Source organism: Halomonas sp. ALS9, from assembly GCF_001651035.1.
Lineage (GTDB): Bacteria > Pseudomonadota > Gammaproteobacteria > Pseudomonadales > Halomonadaceae > Vreelandella.
Genome location: NZ_LXRG01000192.1, coordinates 437,070 through 455,017, shown reverse-complemented (window position 1 = coordinate 455,017; position 17,948 = coordinate 437,070). Strand labels below are relative to the sequence as shown.

The following is a 17,948-nucleotide window of genomic DNA, read 5'->3' as shown; positions in this document are numbered from 1 at the left end:
GGTATAGACCAAAATGAACGATCATATTGAAGAGCCCTATCTATTAACCCCTGGGCCGCTGACGACGTCCCGTGCCACTAAAGCCGCCATGCTGCGCGACTGGGGTTCCTGGGATGACGACTTTAATCAGGTGACTGCCGATATTCGCACCCAGTTACTTGCCATGGCCGAGGCGCCAAGCGACGAGTACGCCTGTGTGCCTATGCAGGGCAGCGGTACCTTTGCCGTTGAGAGTGCCCTGGCCTGCGCAACGGATCCCGGCGGCAAAGTGCTGGTGCTGATGAACGGTGCCTACGGTAAGCGCGCGGCGCAGTTGCTCCACATGATGGGCCGCCGTTATGCGACGCTGGATAAAGGCGACTATCTGCCGCCCCAGCCCAATGAAGTGGCGGCGCTGCTGGAGCAAGACCCAGAGATTACGTCGGTGTTTCTCGTGCACTGCGAAACCAGCTCGGGTATTTTGAACCCGTTAGACGCCATTGCTGACGTGGTGCACGTCCAAGGTAAAACGCTCATTGTGGATGCCATGAGCTCTTTTGGCGGCATTCCCATCAGCCTCGCGACAACGCCGATTGACGTGCTGGTCTCCTCCGCCAATAAATGCATTGAGGGCGTGCCGGGTTTTGGCTTTGTAATTATCCGCCAGGCGCTGCTTGAAGCAGGCGAAGGCCGTGCTCACTCGTTGAGTCTGGATCTGTACGCCCAATGGGAATATATGGAACGCACTGGCCAGTGGCGCTTTACGCCGCCCACGCATACCGTGGTGGCCTTTCAGGCGGCGCTTGCTCAACACCGGCAAGAGGGCGGCGTGCCGGGGCGCTGCGCGCGCTATACCCGCAATCGTGATGCGTTGGTAAAAGGCATGCGGGCGCTAGGCTTCAGCACCCTGCTGGAAGACGAATGGCTATCGCCGATCATCACCACTTTCTTAAGCCCGACCGACCCAGCGTTTGAGTTTCACAGCTTCTACGCGGCGCTAAAGGCGCGCGGGTTTTTGATCTACCCCGGCAAGTTGACCGAAGTGGAGAGTTTTCGCATCGGCTGCATGGGTCAGTTAGGTATCACGGTGATTGCCCAGTTGCTAAACGCCATTCAAGACGCGCTTAACGAAATGGGCGTCTACCTCTTTGCTGACCTATCTTCACCATCAGGGAGCGCCTAATGCAGTATCACTCTCCTCAATGCTTACAAGCGGTTATCTGTGATTGGGCCGGTACGTTGGTCGACTTTGGCTCCTTTGCGCCCACCCAGATCTTTGTCGAAGCGTTTGCTGAACTGGGCGTGGCGATTAGCTTGGAAGAAGCCCGCGGCCCCATGGGCATGGGCAAGTGGGATCATATTCGCACCCTGTGTAACCAACCGGCCATCGCAGAGCGTTTTGCCCAGGCGGTGGGCCATGCACCTTCGGATGCCGATGTAACGGCGCTTTATGAGCGTTTTATGCCGCTGCAAATTGCCAAAATTGCCGACCATTCGGCGGTTATTCCCGGTGCGCTTGATACCTTAGCCACGTTGCGCGCTCAGGAACTGAAGATCGGCTCTTGTTCCGGCTATCCAGCGGTGGTGATGGAAAAAGTCGTCGCTCTGGCGGCGGATAATGGCCTGCACGTCGATCATGTGGTGGCCACCGATGAAGTACCCAATGGTCGACCGCACCCTGCCCAGGCGCTGGCCAATGTGATTGCGTTAGGCGTCAGCGATGTGGCGTCATGTGTAAAAGTCGACGACACCACGCCGGGCATTCTTGAAGGGCGCAGCGCCGGTATGTGGACAGTCGCACTTACCTGTTCAGGCAATGCGCTAGGGCTAACGTTTGATCAGTATCAAGCGCTGAGTGATTTAGAGCGCCAAGCTGCCCATTCGCGGGTAGCCGCTCAGTTTGCCGCCTCACAACCACACTATTGTATTGAGACCATCGCCGAGCTGCCCGGCGTGGTCGATGCCATTAATACCCGCCTTCAACAGGGAGAGCACCCTTGAGTCCAGCCGCGCTTACATTAGTGCTGGTGTCGGTATGCATGCACGCCGGATGGAATGTACTGGGTAAACGCAATGCGCCTTCGCTGGGGGCATTTTCCCTGGCCTACGGCGCCGGTGGGGCAGTGCTTATGCCCTTGCTATGGCTGGGGCCATCGCTGAGTGCGTTGCCAACGGCCTTCTGGGGCTGGTTGGCGCTTTCGGGATTATGCCAAATGCTCTATATGGGCGGCTTGGCCTGGGCCTATTCTCGCGGTGACGTCAGCGTGCTTTACCCCATTGCCCGTGCGCTGCCAGTGGTGCTGGTGCCACTGGTATCCATTGCGCTCTTGGGCAGCCGGGTGCTGGATCGCTGGGATGGCCTCGGCATGGTGCTGGTGGTGGCAGGTGCGCTTTGCCTACCGCTTAGCCACCCTCAGGCGCGTAGGTTTTCTACCTATCTAACGCCTGCCATGGGATTTGCGCTGCTGGCCGCTGTCGGTACGGTCGGTTACTCGCTGATCGATAAGCAGGCGCTGGGACTGATGCAGAGGGCAGGGCATAGCGGGTTAACCGCCGGGGCGGTGTTTATGGTGCTGCAAGCGCTGATGACACTCACCTGGGCGATACCCCTGCTGGCGCTGCTACCCGCAGAGCGCCGTCGCCTGCCCGCGCTTCGCCAACAGGGGCTTACCATGCTGGTTGTTACCGGGCTGATGATGACTTGCACCTACGGTCTGGTATTAATCGCCATGGCGCTCACCGACGAGGTGAGTTATGTGGTGGCGCTGCGCCAGCTGTCAATTCCTGTGGGGGTATTGATGGGCGTGCTATGGCTCAAGGAGCCAGCCTCCAGGGCAAAGGCCATTGGCACCCTGGTGATGTTGGCGGGGCTGGTGTTGGTGGCGCTTTAGGCCATGGCGCTGGCGGTGCTTGTTGGCACCACTCAGCGTAAGGCAATCTAGCTGGCAGTTAAATCTGCCAGCTTTGCGACAGGCCCTTCAATACTATTGGCATCCTCCATCGATCCCGCTTAGGGGCTGCTAGTTGGCTGATAGGCATTGGAATATAAAATGGTTAAGATAATAGCCGAAAATACGTATATAAATGTGTCTACTAATGGGGTTATCAAAATAAATGTTATCAGGCTAAAGGTTTGACCCCCAATCGTGCTTGAAACGAGTTCAAAGCAATATTCAAACATAAATAGCAAGCCGATTAGCAAGGAAAGTGAAAAGAAAAGTGACCATTGGCAGCGTTTAGTCATGCTTAATGATTCTCTCATCGATATTTTTTTATCAAGCGCCACGCCTACAAATACAAGCGATAATCTTAGTGTGAAAAATAAAGTGGCCAAGAAAAAGGTTAGAGGGATAAGGCCCATAAAGACACTATACGTAATAAGGGTTAAAGAGGCTCCAATAAACATGCCAGGGACTATCCATAACGCTAAAAAACCAATGCTATACAAAAGGTACTTTGTTTCACGCCTGTTAAATCTAAGCTTAAAAGCTTCTGGCCGTTCGTTGAGCAATATGATCCGCGTTGTGTTTATTGAGATAATTGACAGAATAGCCATGTCAATAACAAATAAAACTATATGTAAGAGAGAGAAGGCACTGCCATGTGTAAACTCAGTATAGGCGGATTCATAGCGTGCTAGTTGAAGTAAGACATATAAAATGAAAGGAAAAACAATGCCTTTTAATATAGCGCTACGATATTGGTTCATAATGTACAGCGAACCGAGAGTGAATTTTTCAAACATACAACTTCCTTAATGTTTAAAGTTATGTCCATAAGATAAGCCAAAGAATTAAGACTACACTAATGATAAAGATGGTCAAGAGTGATCCTGTCACCCTGGATTCATAGAATAACCGCAGCACTTTGGATCACACAGTAGAGGAAGGAGGGCCAGCGCCGGTACCCTCTCGACTTTACCGACCAAAGTGAAGCAGAGCATGGGATACCGACAACTGACCCAGGCCCAACGATACCAAATTTTTGCTTATCTTGAGACTGGCATCAGCCAGCGACAAATAGCCAAAGCTATTGGGATCCACAGCAGCACCATTAGCCGGGAGATAAAGCGCAATGGGCTTAAGACTGGCTATGCGCCTGAGCAGGCGCAATCGAGAAGTGATCAGCGCCGACGCAGCGCCTGCCCAGCCTGATTCGATGGGTCACTGATCAACTGATGGACGAATGGAGCCCCCAGCAAATTAGTGGCTTCATGGCGAATGCCAACGGCGTTTGCGTAAGCCATCAGTGGATCTATGCGCTAATCTGGGACGACAAGAAACGCGGCGGCGAATTATGGAGGCGACTCCGGCTACCACGCCAGCGGCGCTATCAGCGCCGATTGGCCAAGCATGCGGGATTGGGCAAAATTCCACACCGGGTAGGCATTGAACAGCGTCCCGCCGAAGCGGAAGAAAGGCGCCATATCGGCCATTGGGAAGGCGATACGGTGCTCAAAGGCCACAAAGAATCTGGCCTGGTGACCCTGGTCGAGAGACGCAGCGGTTACCTTTTGGCAGCGCGCCTGTCGACGATCACGGCCACTGGAACGGCTAAAGCGATGACCCGTTTATTAAAACCACGCCGAGGCGCAGTGCAGACCATCACCTTGGATAACGGGTCGGAATTCGCCGAGCACCGACAGGTTGCCAAGGCTGTCTCGGCCAAGACCTATTTTTGCGACCCGTACCGCTCATGCCAGCGTGGCACTAATGAAAACACCAACGGCCTGATTCGCCAATATTTCCCGAAAGGGACGGACTTCCGAAAGGTGAGTGACTCAGCACTGAGGAGAGTCGTTGCCAAGTTGAACAACCGCCCCAGAAAACGTTTGGGGTATCGGACACCGGCACAAGTGTTCCTGGGAGAGTATTCAGGGGCGCTGAAAACCGCAGGTGCTGCGCTTAATGTTTGAATTCAGGAATTAAAGAGTGTTACAACGGCACTCATCAGAGTATGGATTTCCTATCACTATCTCTGAGTCTATGTTGTTAGTTATAATTAGGTGTGTTCGTCTGTCATGCTCATAGTCAGTTTTGCACCAAAAACTATACTCTTCAGAGTCATAGCCTTTTCTACGCCTAGATGCAGTTGTCACACTGGAACCTTTCAAAAGATCAGCCAACTCTTGTTTATTCTGAAGAGTGAATGTTATTTTGTAATCGCTTGTTTCCACATTTGTCCGTAGCGTTATGTTGCTAGAATTTTTTGGAAAAAAGGGAGGAAACCAACTGTTTTGCCCAATGCTTCCCTCTTCCTTAAGTTCTTTATATGTTTCAAATTCACTAAAATTTACTGGATCCAAAAAAAATATGCTGGCAAAAAAAAGAGATATAAAAATTAGAGAGAGAATGCCGGTGATGAAAATCGTGATTTTCACTGATTTTAAGATGAAAGTTAAGATTGAATTTTTTGACATTTATTCAAACCTTTTAGATGTTTGAGTATGGAGGTTGTAAGTTGAAGGGTTAATCTAAATACCCCATTTCTTGCAACCGAGCCCGTGTTTTAAGGTGATCCTCTGGTATGTATCTACCACATCGGTCGGAGCAGGATTGGTCAGGCGGGCAGCTGAAACCATACTCGTTAACTCTTAAATCCGATAAGTTGTCTTCCAGCATTTCTTGGTGCGATCTTATTTCTCTATCTCCATAGAGGCCAAACCTTCCACGTACATAATCTGCTACCTCTTTAAGATAACCATAAGATAGTGCGCTATTTTTATCAGGCGCATCAGATTTAGCTACCCTACAAAAAGCAACGCAATGAAAGAAATCATCCGCATCAATGAGATCTTCTCGTTTCATATCAGCTTCAGTACGCATTAATATACCGATAGCATATCCAGTTTGTTGGCTTTGCGGATACATGAGGCGCCCATGTGCTTCTCGTGCTGCATGTCCATATGCTGCATCTATGCTATTAAATCCGAAACCACTTAACCCCAGCTGATCCACCATGCTGATAGGGTTAGTGACGTAACCATACAGGTTCGTACCGCCCCTCAACCCAATCGGATCCTGACTAATATACCGCCCTTGCTGCGGGTCATAATAGCGGTGGCGGTTGTAGTAAAGCCCCGATTCTTCATCGTGCCATTGCCCCTGGAACCGGATCGGTTGGGTGACGTTACGCACGGCGCGTTGATTTTTAACCGCTGCCCAGTCGTCGGGTTCGGCGAACCAGCGGGCTTGGCCGTTGTGGGTGAGCAGTTGTATCGGAGTGCCCAGGGCGTAGGTGATGTAGGCGCTGAGCACTTGGCCTTGATGGGTATCATCGATTCTGAGCATAGCCGCAAAACTGCCCGGTTCGGAGACCACCGTGGTGCGCTGGTCGCCCGTTTCTTCCCGCACAAAGCGGTCTCCGTACCAGCCGCAGTGGACGGTGGCGCGCAGCAACCCCCCCCCCTACGGGCATAGGGATAGCGCACAAACCACTCGTCCGCCACTGAGGAGAGAGAAACAGCGCCCACGTTGTGCTTGCTTAGGCACTAAAAAAACTCCATAGCCATAAGCAAACAAAGACTAAAAGCATGATGGCCCGCCAAAAATCATGCTCGCCTTTTTTTAATAAACCTACAGAATGGGGCATATGCCAGCCAAATAAATAAGCGATAAAATAGTAGCTAAAAAAAAGACCGAAGATAAAGTTAACAATGAATCCAAAAGGATCAGAGGTGATCATCCCAAGGTCTTTCACCATTAGCAGTGCAAAAAAGACCCAAAGGCAGATGCCAAAAGCCAGCCTTCTGTTATTCAGCATGCTCACATGCACCCTCATTATCAATATGATTGTCTCTTTTCATCCAGTGCTGAGTTTTAAAGCCTGTGCCAACACCAATAGCGGTACTTACAGCATCAGATACAATCTCTGCTCGTTTGAAGATTAGGGTTGCCGTTTCAGATGCAACCGTTGGCGCCATGTCTATTACAGCCTGTCGGTTGTTACCATTCATGCGCTCTAGATTAGCTGCATATGACGCTGCAGCAATCGAAGTAACGCCGCATGGAACAGTCACAGCCGGAATGACAGAACAAACCGCTGCTACAGTGCTGACAGCCTCTGCCGTCTCCTTTTCCGGCTTCACCATGTCATCATAGTACTGTCCAAACATATATGGGACGGTTTTAATCGCTCGCCAAAACATTGATTCTTCGCCTATTCCAGCCTGTTGGCTTTGCGGATACATGCTGCGCCCCTGGGCTTCACCCGCTGGAATGCTAAGCGGCTCTAAATGATGAAAACCGAAGCCACTCAGCCCCAGCGGATCCACCATTCCCGTCGGATTCGTCACATAGCCATACAAATTCGTACCACCCCGCAACCCAATCGGATCTTGACTAATATACCGTCCTTGCTGCGGGTCGTAGTACCGGTGGCGGTTGTAGTAAAGCCCGCTCTCTTCATCGTGCCATTGGCCCTGGAAGCGGATCGGTTGGGTGACATTGCGCACGGCGCGTTGGTTTTTGACCGCCGCCCAGTCATCAGGTTCGGCGAGCCAGCGGGGTTGGCCGTTGGGGGTGACGAGCTGCATGGGGGTGCCCAGGGCATCGGTGATGTAGGCGCTGAGCACCTGGCCTTGCTGGGTATCGTCGATTCTGAGCATGGGCACAAAGCTGCCCGGCTCGTAGACCACCGTGGTGCGCTGGTTCTCGGTTTCTTCCCGCACGATGCGATCACCGTCCCAGCCGTAGTGGGTGGTGGCGGTGGTGCCGTTGGTGTGGCGTACGGTTTTGCTGATGCGTCTTCCCAGGCCGTCGTAACGATAAGTGGCCTCGCGGGTAGCCCCTAGCTCACTGGCGTGGATCAGGTGCACTAAGCGGTTGGCGCCGTCGTAGCCCAGGGTTAGGCGTTCGCCGTTGGGCTGTTGGCGTTCGATCAGGTTGCCTGCACCATCGTAGCGGTAACGCGCCCCGTTGAGTTGGGTGAGGCGGTTATCCGTCAGCCCTTGCTGCTTGTCCTGCTGTTGCTCTAAGCGATTACCTGCCGCATCCACCGAGTAGCGGTGGGCATGATCGCCGTGCTGGCTGCCGATCAAGCGCCCGGCGGCGTCGTAGCTGTAGGCGATTACCTTAGAGGTCGGATCGCCTTCCAGGCTGCGGAAGCTCAACCGGCCCAGGGCGTCGTATTGATAGCTCTGCTGGCTGGTGGTGTCCGGGCTACGCAGGGTGAGGTGATTCAGCTGGCCGAGGTTGGTATAGCCCCGCTCCAGCATTAATGGCTGATTGGCACCGGTGCTGAGACGGCGCTGGGTCTCCCGGTGCAGGGCGTCGGGTTCCAGGGCGATTTCCAGATCCAGGCCGGGGGCGCTCATGCCGTGCAGATGGCCGCTGCCGTAGGTGTGCCAGTTGAGCGCCGGTAGGTCGCCGAACTGACTGGCCTGGGGCGCGCCGGTGGCGGTGAGGCTGTGCTGGTGTTGCCACTGCCAGCCGCTCTCACCTGCTAGGCCCGCATGTTGCTGCTGTTCGCCGATTAAGCGTTGGGCTGCGTCGTAGCTGAAGGTCACTTCGCCATGATCGTTGGTGACGCTAATGAGTTGCCCATTCGTCCCCCACTGGTACTGCTCTGTGCTGGCCGGGGCGTGTTCTGTAGCGGGCAAGTGCCGGGCGGTGAGACGACCGGCTTCGTCATAGTCGTAACGGGTGACCAGCGGCTGGCCGTCGGGGCCGGGGCGGTTGGTCTCAATGCGCTCGATCAGTCGTCCGACGTCATCGTAGCGGTACTGCTGCTCGCGGCCATCGGGGCCGGTCTCGCTGGCGAGACGATCCATCTCGTCATAAGTAAAACGGTAGACCGCGCCGTTGCCCAGGGTCAGCTCGCTCAAGCGGCCAACGTCATCGTAGGCGGTAAACTGCTGGCTTCCGTCGGCCTCGATACACTGTACCGGGCGGCCGTGGTCATAAAAGAAGAACTGCTGCCTAAACCCTTGCGGGCCTTCCAGCTCCACCAGTCGTCCAAGAGAGTCCACATGGTGGTGCCAGTAGAGTCCGTCGGGGAGCTGGGAGGCGATACGGCGGCCCATCTTGTCGTGCTGGGTGCGGGTGGTTTCCCCTAAGGCGTTGGTGACGCTGGCCAGGTAGCCGTGGCGGTCGTAAGCGTACTCGGTACGCTGCTGGGAGCAGTCGATCTGGGCGGTAACCTGGCCCAGGGCGTTCCACTCGCGCTGATGGGTAGCACCCACCGCATCGGTGACAGTGGTAGGGCGGTCGGGTAACTGTTCATTCTCATAAGCGAAGGCGGTGGTGCCTTCGGGCCCAGTGACCTCCAACGGATGGCCGAGGTCGTTACGTGTGATCTGCCAGCGCTGATTCTCGGGGCCTTCGATACTCACCGGTTGGCCCAGGGCATCGCGCTCGATGGCCCAGCGCGTGCCGTCCGGGCCGGTCTGCGCAATCACTTGGCCGTGGTCATCGCGTTCAATCAGCGTCTCGTGGCCCAGGGGATCGACGGTGGCAATCTTGCGCCCCGCACGGTCGTAGCGGAACTCAATGCGCGAGCCGTCGGCACGGGTGTGGGCCGTCCAGCGGCGGCCGGGGCCGCTGCCCACAAAGTGGTAGCGCTCCTCCCGGCCCAGGCTGTCGGTGACCAGGGTGTGATCCACCTGATAACTGTAAGAGCGCGCCAACCCACCGGCTTCCTGCTGGCCGACCACGCGGCCATCCGGGGCGTGACGATCCCAGGTATAATGGGCTTCCATGCCCCCGGGTACCCGGTGGGCGGTGAGCATATGCGCTTGCCACTCAAACTTGCGTGCTAGAACCTCCATGTGCTGCACTTATTAAGTGGCTCCATATAAGTTTCCGTGCATTTAATCCATTAAAATTCAATGGGTTATAAGTCATCGGTGCTGGTTTATTTTTGCACAACCATTTAGTTGAATTCAGGAAAAATAATAACTAAATTTGGCTCGCATAGATAATCCAGTACACCATGACTAGGATTAAAACCTCAATTACTGATATCAAGCAATATCGTTTATGTCGAGCTTTCTTAAAGTTAAAAAATGCAATCAAGGAAAAAACTAAAGATAAAGGAGCACCTGCAATGAATAAGCGCACAACTAATTGTCCTATTTCTCGGCTTAAATGAATCCATCCTGCCATATCGCTTAACAAGAAGACCGCTGTTAAAATTAAGACCGCGAAAAATATAATGTCCGTTAATGCTATTAGGATTAGCTTAATCATTGCTGTTGGCTCATATAATCAAAAATATTTTCATCAACACCACGCCACAATGAATCGGAGAGCACTTCGTTTGTTCGAGCAAAAGGGCCGGTTCCTTCCCCGTAAGTGTGAATTGTAACGCTGTTTGCGTCTTGCGTTACCCATCTTCGAACTATTCCCGGATGGAGAGAATGTCTGCACGGAAGGGTAATATTCACTACCTGAGAATCACCATCAATAACCGCATGGCGCACACTGCCAACGGGCATAGCAAAGCTGGTTTGTCCATTTGTTATAGGTTCTTCGCCGGTTCCACCGGGTGCTGGATACCTTAAAAGGCCAGACATTGCATTCTCATACGAACAGCCTGCCACTCCTTTGGTACAAGAGTTCGATCCATAGTAATGATGAAAGCTCGGATGGGACTCATCAAAAGTAGGAACACCATGTTCATCATAACCAGTGATGCCGTTCCCCACTCTCCCTTCTTCACAAACACTGCCAGAAGTAAAGCTGCTTAAATCAGTGCCTAAATATCCACTCAATCCCAACGGGTCCACCATCCCCGTCGGATTGGCCACATAGCCATACAAATTCGTCCCACCCCGCAACCCAATCGGATCCTGACTAATATACCGCCCTTGCTGCGGGTCATAATAGCGGTGGCGGTTGTAGTAAAGCCCGCTCTCTTCATCGTGCCATTGGCCCTGGAACCGGATCGGTTGGGCGACGTTGCGCACGGCGCGTTGATTTTTAACCGCTGCCCAGTCGTCGGGTTCGGCGAGCCAGCGGGGTTGGCCGTTGGGGGTGACCAGCTGCATGGGCGTGCCCAGGGCGTCGGTGATATAGGCGCTGAGCACTTGGCCTTGCTGGGTATCATCGATCCGCAGCATGGGTACAAAACTCCCAGGCTCATACACCACGGTAGTGCGCTGGCTATCCGTTTCTTCCCGCACGATGCGATCACCGTCCCAGCCGTAGTGGGTGGTGGCGGTGGTGCCGTTGGTGTGGCGCACGGTTTTGCTGATGCGTCTTCCCAGGCCATCGTAGCGGTAGGTGGCGTCGCGGGTGTAGCCCAGCTCACTGGCGTGAGTGAGATGTACTAGGCGATTGGCGCCGTCGTAGCCTAGGGTTAAGCGTTCGCCGTTGGGCTGTTGGCGTTCGATCAGGTTGCCAGCGCCGTCGTAACGATAGCGGGTGCCGTTGAGTTGAGCCAGCTGGTTGGTGGTGTTCGGCGTTGGGTTCTCTGTTGATGGTGCCGCTAACCGATTGCCCGCCGCATCCACCGAGTAGCGGTGGGCATTATCGCCGTGCTGGCTGCCGATCAAGCGCCCGGCGGCGTCGTAGCTGTAGGCGATGACTTTGGAAGTGGGATCACCTTCCAGGCTGCGGAAGCTCATCCGGCTCAGGGCGTCGTACTGATAGCTTTGCTGGCTGGTGGTGTCCGGGCTGCGTAGGGTCAGGTGATCTAACTGGCCCAGTTCTGTGTAGCCGCGCTCCAGCACCAGTGGCTGGTTGTGCGCGTTGGCACTGGTACTAAGGCGGCGCTGGGTCTCCCGGTGCAGGGCATCGGGTTCCAGGGCGATCTCAAGATCCAGGCCCGGTGCACTCATGCCGTGCAGGTGGCCGCTGCCGTAGGTGTGCCAGTTCAGCGCCGGGAGGTCGCCGAACTGACTGGCCTGGGGCGCACCGGTGGCGGTGAGGCTGTGCTGATGTTGCCACTGCCAGCCACTCTCACCTGCTAGGCCCGCATGTTGCTGTTGCTCGCCAATTAACCGCTGGGCATGGTCGTAGCGGAACGTGACTTCGCCGTGGTCGTTGGTAACGCTGAGTAGCTGACCATTGGCACCCCACTGGTACTGCTCCGTGCTGACCGGGGCGTGCTCTGTAGCGGGCAAGTGCCGGGCGGTGAGGCGACCAGCTTCATCGTAATCGTAACGGGTCACCAGCGGCTGGCCGTCGGGGCCTGGGCGGTTGGCCTCAATGCGTTCGATCAGTCGTCCGGCGTCATCGTAGCGGTACTGCTGCTCGCGGCCGTCGGGGCCGGTCTCGCTGGCTAAGCGATCCATGTCGTCATAGGCAAACCGGTAGACTGCACCGTTGCCCAGGGTCAGCTCGCTCAAGCGGCCAATGTCATCGTAGGCGGTAAACTGCTGGCTACCGTCGGCTTCGATGCGCTGCACCGGGCGGCCGTGGTCATCAAAGAAGAACTGCTGCCGAAACCCTTGCGGGCCTTCCAGCTCCACCAGCCGTCCTAGGGAGTCCATATGGTGGTGCCAGTAGAGCCCGTCAGGAAGCTGGGTGGCGATGCGCCGCCCCATCTCATCGTGCTGGGTGCGGGTGGTTTCCTCTAGGGCGTTGGTGACGCTGGCCAGGTAGCCGTGGCGGTCGTAGGCGTACTCGGTACGCTGCTGGGAGCAGTCGATCTGAGCGGTGATCTGGCCCAGGGCGTTCCACTCCCGCTGGTGGGTAGCACCCACCGCATCGGTGACGGTGGTAGGGCGGTCGGGCAGATCGGCATTGTCATAGGCAAAAGCAGTGGTGCCTTCGGGCCCGGTGACCGCCAGCGGATGGCCGAGGTCGTTACGTGTGATCTGCCAGCGCTGATTTTCGGGGCCTTCGATATTCACCGGCTGCCCGAGAGCATCGCGCTCAATCGCCCAGCGAGTGCCGTCCGGGCCGGTCTGCGCAATCACTTGGCCGTGGTCATCGCGCTCGATTAATGTCTCGTGACCCAGCGGATCCACGGTGGCTACCTTAAGACCGGCCCGGTCGTAGCGGAACTCGATCCGCGAGCCGTCGGCGCGGGTGTGGGCCGTCCAGCGGCGACCGGGGCCACTGCCGACAAAGTGGTAGCGATCCTCCCGGCCCAGGCTGTCGGTGACCAGGGTGTGGTCTACATGATAGGTATAAGAGCGTGCCAGGCCACCGGCTTCCTGCTGGCCCACCACGCGGCCATCCGGAGCATGGCGATCCCAGGTGTAGTGCGCTTCCATGCCTCCGGGCACACGATGGGCGGTGAGCATATGCGCCTGCCATTCAAACTCACGCACCACCTCGCCGTGGCGGTGGCGCACCGCGATCAAATCCCCGGCGGAACTAAACGAATAGCGCACCAACCACTCGTCCGCCGTCTCACCGTCGTGGGCTTGCACCAGCTTGACGCCGGTTAAACGCTGCCCGTTATCGCCCTGCATGGCGGGCAACAGGCCATCGTAGACCAGCTGGTAGTGGCGCTGGGCGCTGTCGATCACCCGCATCAGCAGATCGCCATCCCAGCGGTACTGGGTGGTATAGCTATTGCGGTCGCGCTCTTCGATCAAAGGCCAGCGAGTAGCGTTATCCCTTGAGTTATCGCCTGAGCTTGCACTCGTGGTGGCCACCGTCTCTGTTGGCTTAGCAAACACATAGTAAAGCCCACTGGCATCGCTTAACACGATACGCTCGGAATCACTGCGCAGCGTCTCGTCTAACGCTTGCCAGCGAGGCGCGTTACTCTCTTCATCGGTTGAAGCACCCCCTCGACGTATCCACAGCTGCTCGGTAGGCGAGAAGCGCGCCTGGCCGGGGGCCAGTGCGCCAAAGGTAATCTCACGGCCCTGGGCATCGTGAACAATGCAGGCGTCGTCGTTGAGGGTAATGGCCAGGGACTCGCCGGGGAGTGACCAGCCCTGACCCAGGGCGCCCACTTCGCCGTTGCTGGAGAGGTAGCCACGGCTAAACACAAACGGCCGTGGCGCGGGGAGCGCAAAGTCGGTCTCCGCCGGTAGCAACTTAGCGCCCAACAGCGGGTTAACCGGGCTACCCACCGCCGGTTGGCAGGCGCTGCAGTCGTCGGCCAAGCCGTCGGTAATATCGATATCGTCCAGCGCCAACGGGGTGGCGGCGGTGATATCGCTACTGAGTAGCGGGGTCTGGTGCGGGTCGAGGGTAACGTCTTCGCTCTCCTCGGGCTCGGCTTCCCCGGGCAAGCGGGGCAGCACAATGGCGTGGCCCTGGCCACGCCCAGGGCTGCCGCCGGAGTTGATCTTGACCTGGGGGCCGACAATGGTCACACCGCCGGGGTCGAGCTTGATAAAGCTGCCGCCGGCTTTGAGGGTGATCTCGCTGCCCGCTTCCAAGACGATCTGGCTGCCTGCCTTGTGGTGCAGCTCGCGGCCGGTCTCCACCAACTGGGACTCGCCGTAGACTTCATGGCGAGTTTGATCGATCTGAAGGTGGTCATCGCCCTTGATCTGGGTGTAGCGCTTGCCGTGCACGGTAAGGTGATCGTCGTTATGGATCTCGCTCAAGCGGTTGCGATGCAGCTTAAGGTGGCTGTCCCGGCGGATCTCCTCGGTGCGGTCGTTAAGGGTGAGTAGCTCCAGGTCTTTCTGGGCATGCAGCCAGATCTGCTCCTGGTCGGTGGCATCCTCAAAGCGCAGCTCGTTAAAGCCGACGGACTTATGGCTCTGGGTACGAATCACCGTACGGGTTTTGTTGGCGGGCAGCGGATAAGGTGGCGTGTTCACCGCGTGATAGGTGCGCCCGGTAATCAGCGGTTGATCCGGGTCACCCTCCAAATAGGAGATGATCACCTCATGGCCGATCCGGGGGATCGCCATGCTGCCGTAGCCACCGCCTGCCCAGCCTTGGGCCACCCGTACCCAACAGCTGGCGGTCTCATCAGGATCGGCATAACGATCCCAGGGAAACTGCACCTTGACCCGGCCATACTCGTCGCAGTAGATCTCTTCGCCTTCCGGCCCGACCACAAAGGCCACCTGGGGGCCGTCGACGCGCGGTTTAGGGTTGGGCACCGGGCGGAAGGTTTGAGCCTTGGGCATGATCACCAGCTCGTTATGGTAGCGGGTCATCTGTTCGCCTGACGCATCCGACAGTGCCCCACGACTCAGAGCTCCATTGCCACCCCGGGCCATCCCATCCTCTTCCAACGCCTGGGGCTGTTCGCCGTGGTGCACCACAGCCACCACCTGCCACGCTTGGTTAAGGCTATCGATATCGTGGTCGGTGAGGGTAAAGCAGAGGCCGGGGGCGAGTTCGGGCAAATCACTCTCGGCTTCGGCGGTGGTCGCGTCGGCGCGCAGGGACTCTAACCGGTGGCGGGTAAAGGGTTTACCGGACGCGTCCTTCTTATAGCGGCCGGGGTAATCGAAGTGTTCGTAATCTTCCCGTTGGGCATGCTCCCCCAGCCCCGATGCTTGATGCTCGTGGATCTGCGCATAGGCGGGGTTCTTAAAGGTGTAGTCTTTGAGCATTGCCGAGGCGGGGCGTACCCGGCTGGCCTGACGCAATTTGCGCACATGGCGTCGGGGCGGGGTGCCCCCGGCGCGGCCGTGGTAGGTGCGCTCGCCCACGCTGGGCAACACCACTGTCGAGTCGGCGAACACCAGCGAGTGCTTACCGCCTTCGGCATTTTCAAACTCATGGAAATAGAAACAGCCCTCTTCGGCGGCCACGCGTTCGATAAAGGCCAGGTCGGTCTCCCGGTACTGCACCAAATACTCCCGATCCAAGGGCGTGCGGGTGGTGGCAAAACCGATGTCGGTGAGGCTGCGTTCGCTGGCTAATGTTGTGATCGCATCGTAGGGCGAGGTGTCCTGAAAGATCCGCGCGTTGTGGCGCAGCGATAACCGCCACAGCGCAGGGCGAATTTCCACCCGATAGAAGCTGCGCCGATGACCGCGATCGCCGCGGTGCAGCTCAGCGACCACCCCATGCACACGGCGCAGCGGCTCGCCGTCCTGCCAAATGGACAGGGTGGCTTCTTGATCCAAACAGTCACTGGGCGACAGGGTGTGGGTGCGGCTGGCAAAGTCCACGGAGAGGGTAAAGGGCTCTGACAGGGCCTCGCGATGGGTAAAACGCACCACGGCCGTGTCAACGGCCCCGGGTAGGGTCAGGGTAAACTGCAGGCCCGTTTTATCCGCCATCACGCCGCTCCTTGGATCGTTATCTGCTAATGAGAACGAGTTAGGGTAGCGCTACCGGGGGATATCGCAACCCCTGGCGGGCAAGTCACAGCGATCTCTTACACGCTTGTAAGAGATCGCTTACAAAATTTTAATCCATGACTTACAGCATAAAAATGTAAGCTGTGATTTATGAAGTAGAGAGCAACTCAGTATCTAAGTACACGCTATTTTAATGCCTGCCAAATCAGATTAAAGCCGACCAAAAACATGGCTAGAATCACCAAGCGATAAAACAGCGCTTCGTTTACACGGCTTTGCAGCCAGAGGCCGTTGCGCACGCCGATCCAGGCGATGGGCACCAGCAGCAGCGACGCCCAGGCGCTGGTGACGTTGATCTCGCCAAGCCACATATAAGGGGCCAGTTTAATCACGTTGACCACCGCAAAGGATACCGCGCAGGTGGCGATAAAGGTCTCTTTAGAGAGTTTGCGCGGCAGCAAGTAAACGTTCAGCGGCGGCGCGCCCGCATGGGCCATAAAGCTGGTAAAGCCGCAGACGCTTGCTGCAGGTAGGGCCCAACGGGAAGAAATGGGCTTTTTGGCGACGGGCTTGAGTAGCATGTAAGCGGCGAACAGCAAAGTGATGACGCCAAGTGTCAGGCGCAATCCTTGCTCGCTCAGGCTGCCAAACAGCAGCGTGCCCACTGCCACGCCAATGAATAAGCCCGGCACAAAGCGCCAGACCTCGGCGTTTGATTGCTTGCCCCACCATGCCTTCACCGCAAACACGTCCATCACCAGCAGCAGCGGCAGCAACAGACCGGCTGCCTGAGTGGGACTAATCGCCAGCGCCATTAGCGGTACCGAAAGCGTGCCGAACCCACCCGCAAAACCGCCTTTGGAAACGCCGGTCAGGTAAACGGAAAATACGATCAGCAGCCAGGCAATCACGGAGTAGTCGGGGAGCATACGCCTCTCTTGGTTATCAGTTCTCAGATATCAGTGGTCAATAAAAAGCCCCGCAGAGGCGGGGCAAGATAGCATAGCATTAGATAAACGTTAGCGAGCGAATCGTCGACCTATCAAACGTTCATTAGCCACTCGTGGTCGGGGTCGTTATGGAATTGCCACGCCCGTTTGGGGCCGGCCATCACGTTTAAGTAATAAAGCGAGTAGCCGTGGGCGGCGCCAACGGGGTGATAGCCCTTGGGCACCAGTACGCAGCAGCCATTTTCCACCGCCATGGTTTCATCAAGGCTACGGTCGTCGGTGTAGACACGCTGAAAGGCAAAGCCCTGGGCGGGATTAATGCGGTGGTAGTAGGTCTCTTCCAGCTGCGATTCGTGGGGTAAGTTATCCACATCGTGTTTATGAGGCGGGTAGCTCGACCAGTTGCCTGCTGGGGTAAATACTTCGACCACCAGCAGGCTATCGGCAGCCTCGGTTTCCGGCAAAATGTCGTGCACATGGCGGGTATTGGTGCCCTGGCCGCGGGTGCTCTGCTTGATGTTGTCAGGCGCTATCAAGCGTGGCGCATGATTGCCGTGCCCTGGGGCCGCACACACGGCCAGTTCAAGATCGGTGGTTGCTTCCACCGTGTAGCTAACCCCATTGGGTAGATAAACCGCGTAGGGGGGAATCTGTTCAAAGATATCCATACGCTGGCCGATATCATCAAAGCGGTGTTCACCGCAGACCACATTGGCGCGACCAGTGAGCAGCACCAGGCAGACTTCCTGATCATCGCTGCTGGCCTCCAGACGCTGGCCTTTGGCGAGTTTGTGCACCCGAAAGCCGACATGCTGCCAGCCAGCGGATGCTGGGGTAACGTCAATCACGGTGCCTTGAGCGTCTGGTGCGGTGGGGTGAACCAGTAGTGAAGCCATACA

11 protein-coding genes and 2 pseudogenes are annotated in these 17,948 nt (G+C 56.5%); 4 read left to right on the top strand and 9 right to left on the bottom strand.

Annotation, left to right across the window (positions count from 1 at the left end; genetic code table 11):
* Window positions 1-13 precede the first annotated feature (13 nt).
* Genes A6R74_RS15920 through A6R74_RS15910 form a run of 3 tightly spaced genes read left to right on the top strand, consistent with a single transcriptional unit; the run spans window position 14 to window position 2,870 of the window.
* On the top strand, window positions 14-1,162 hold the full coding sequence (locus A6R74_RS15920) for a 2-aminoethylphosphonate--pyruvate transaminase (RefSeq protein WP_064235455.1): 1,149 nt from the start codon (window positions 14-16) through the stop codon (window positions 1,160-1,162).
* The gene (gene phnX / locus A6R74_RS15915) at window positions 1,162-1,980 is read left to right on the top strand and encodes a phosphonoacetaldehyde hydrolase (RefSeq protein WP_064235454.1); all 819 of its coding nucleotides are present in this window, start codon (window positions 1,162-1,164) and stop codon (window positions 1,978-1,980) included. Before A6R74_RS15920 ends, phnX begins: the two co-directional genes overlap by 1 nt.
* Window positions 1,977-2,870: an EamA family transporter gene (locus tag A6R74_RS15910; protein WP_064235453.1), complete on the top strand. Its 894-nt coding sequence runs from the start codon at window positions 1,977-1,979 to the stop codon at window positions 2,868-2,870. The genes phnX and A6R74_RS15910 overlap by 4 nt, the downstream gene beginning before the upstream one ends.
* A 119-nt stretch (window positions 2,871-2,989) precedes the next feature.
* Here the strand turns inward: A6R74_RS15910 and A6R74_RS15905 are convergent, their stop codons facing one another.
* Window positions 2,990-3,724, bottom strand: coding sequence for a hypothetical protein (locus tag A6R74_RS15905; RefSeq protein ID WP_064235452.1), 735 nt, complete (start codon window positions 3,722-3,724; stop codon window positions 2,990-2,992).
* A gap of 196 nt (window positions 3,725-3,920) precedes the next feature.
* Between A6R74_RS15905 and A6R74_RS15900 the strand changes: the two are divergent.
* Window positions 3,921-4,894 (top strand): annotated as a pseudogene (locus A6R74_RS15900) (IS30 family transposase).
* A 9-nt stretch (window positions 4,895-4,903) separates the two neighbouring features.
* On the opposite strand, the gene A6R74_RS22655 reads toward A6R74_RS15900, so the two are convergent.
* From A6R74_RS22655 to iolB, 8 genes and pseudogenes are all read right to left on the bottom strand, one after another.
* On the bottom strand, window positions 4,904-5,398 hold the full coding sequence (locus tag A6R74_RS22655) for a hypothetical protein (protein ID WP_125410304.1): 495 nt from the start codon (window positions 5,396-5,398) through the stop codon (window positions 4,904-4,906).
* A 49-nt stretch (window positions 5,399-5,447) separates the two neighbouring features.
* Window positions 5,448-6,332, bottom strand: a complete 885-nt coding sequence (locus A6R74_RS15895) for an RHS repeat-associated core domain-containing protein (protein WP_082906707.1) — start codon at window positions 6,330-6,332, stop codon at window positions 5,448-5,450.
* A 130-nt stretch (window positions 6,333-6,462) separates the two neighbouring features.
* Entirely contained in the window at window positions 6,463-6,747 is a 285-nt protein-coding gene (locus A6R74_RS15890) for a hypothetical protein (RefSeq protein WP_125410303.1), read from the bottom strand.
* A complete protein-coding gene (locus tag A6R74_RS15885; RefSeq protein ID WP_064235450.1) occupies window positions 6,731-9,745 on the bottom strand; it encodes an RHS repeat-associated core domain-containing protein in 3,015 nt (1,004 codons plus the stop codon). Before A6R74_RS15885 ends, A6R74_RS15890 begins: the two co-directional genes overlap by 17 nt.
* A 417-nt stretch (window positions 9,746-10,162) precedes the next feature.
* Window positions 10,163-13,954, bottom strand: coding sequence for an RHS repeat-associated core domain-containing protein (locus A6R74_RS23150; protein ID WP_240488262.1), 3,792 nt, complete (start codon window positions 13,952-13,954; stop codon window positions 10,163-10,165).
* A 123-nt stretch (window positions 13,955-14,077) separates the two neighbouring features.
* Window positions 14,078-16,078, bottom strand: a pseudogene (gene tssI / locus A6R74_RS23145) (type VI secretion system tip protein TssI/VgrG); the annotation flags it as partial.
* A gap of 206 nt (window positions 16,079-16,284) precedes the next feature.
* Window positions 16,285-17,028: a sulfite exporter TauE/SafE family protein gene (locus tag A6R74_RS15870; RefSeq protein ID WP_064235448.1), complete on the bottom strand. Its 744-nt coding sequence runs from the start codon at window positions 17,026-17,028 to the stop codon at window positions 16,285-16,287.
* A 113-nt stretch (window positions 17,029-17,141) separates the two neighbouring features.
* Entirely contained in the window at window positions 17,142-17,945 is an 804-nt protein-coding gene (iolB, locus tag A6R74_RS15865; protein WP_064235447.1) for a 5-deoxy-glucuronate isomerase, read from the bottom strand.
* Between the last annotated feature and the right edge of the window lie 3 nt (window positions 17,946-17,948).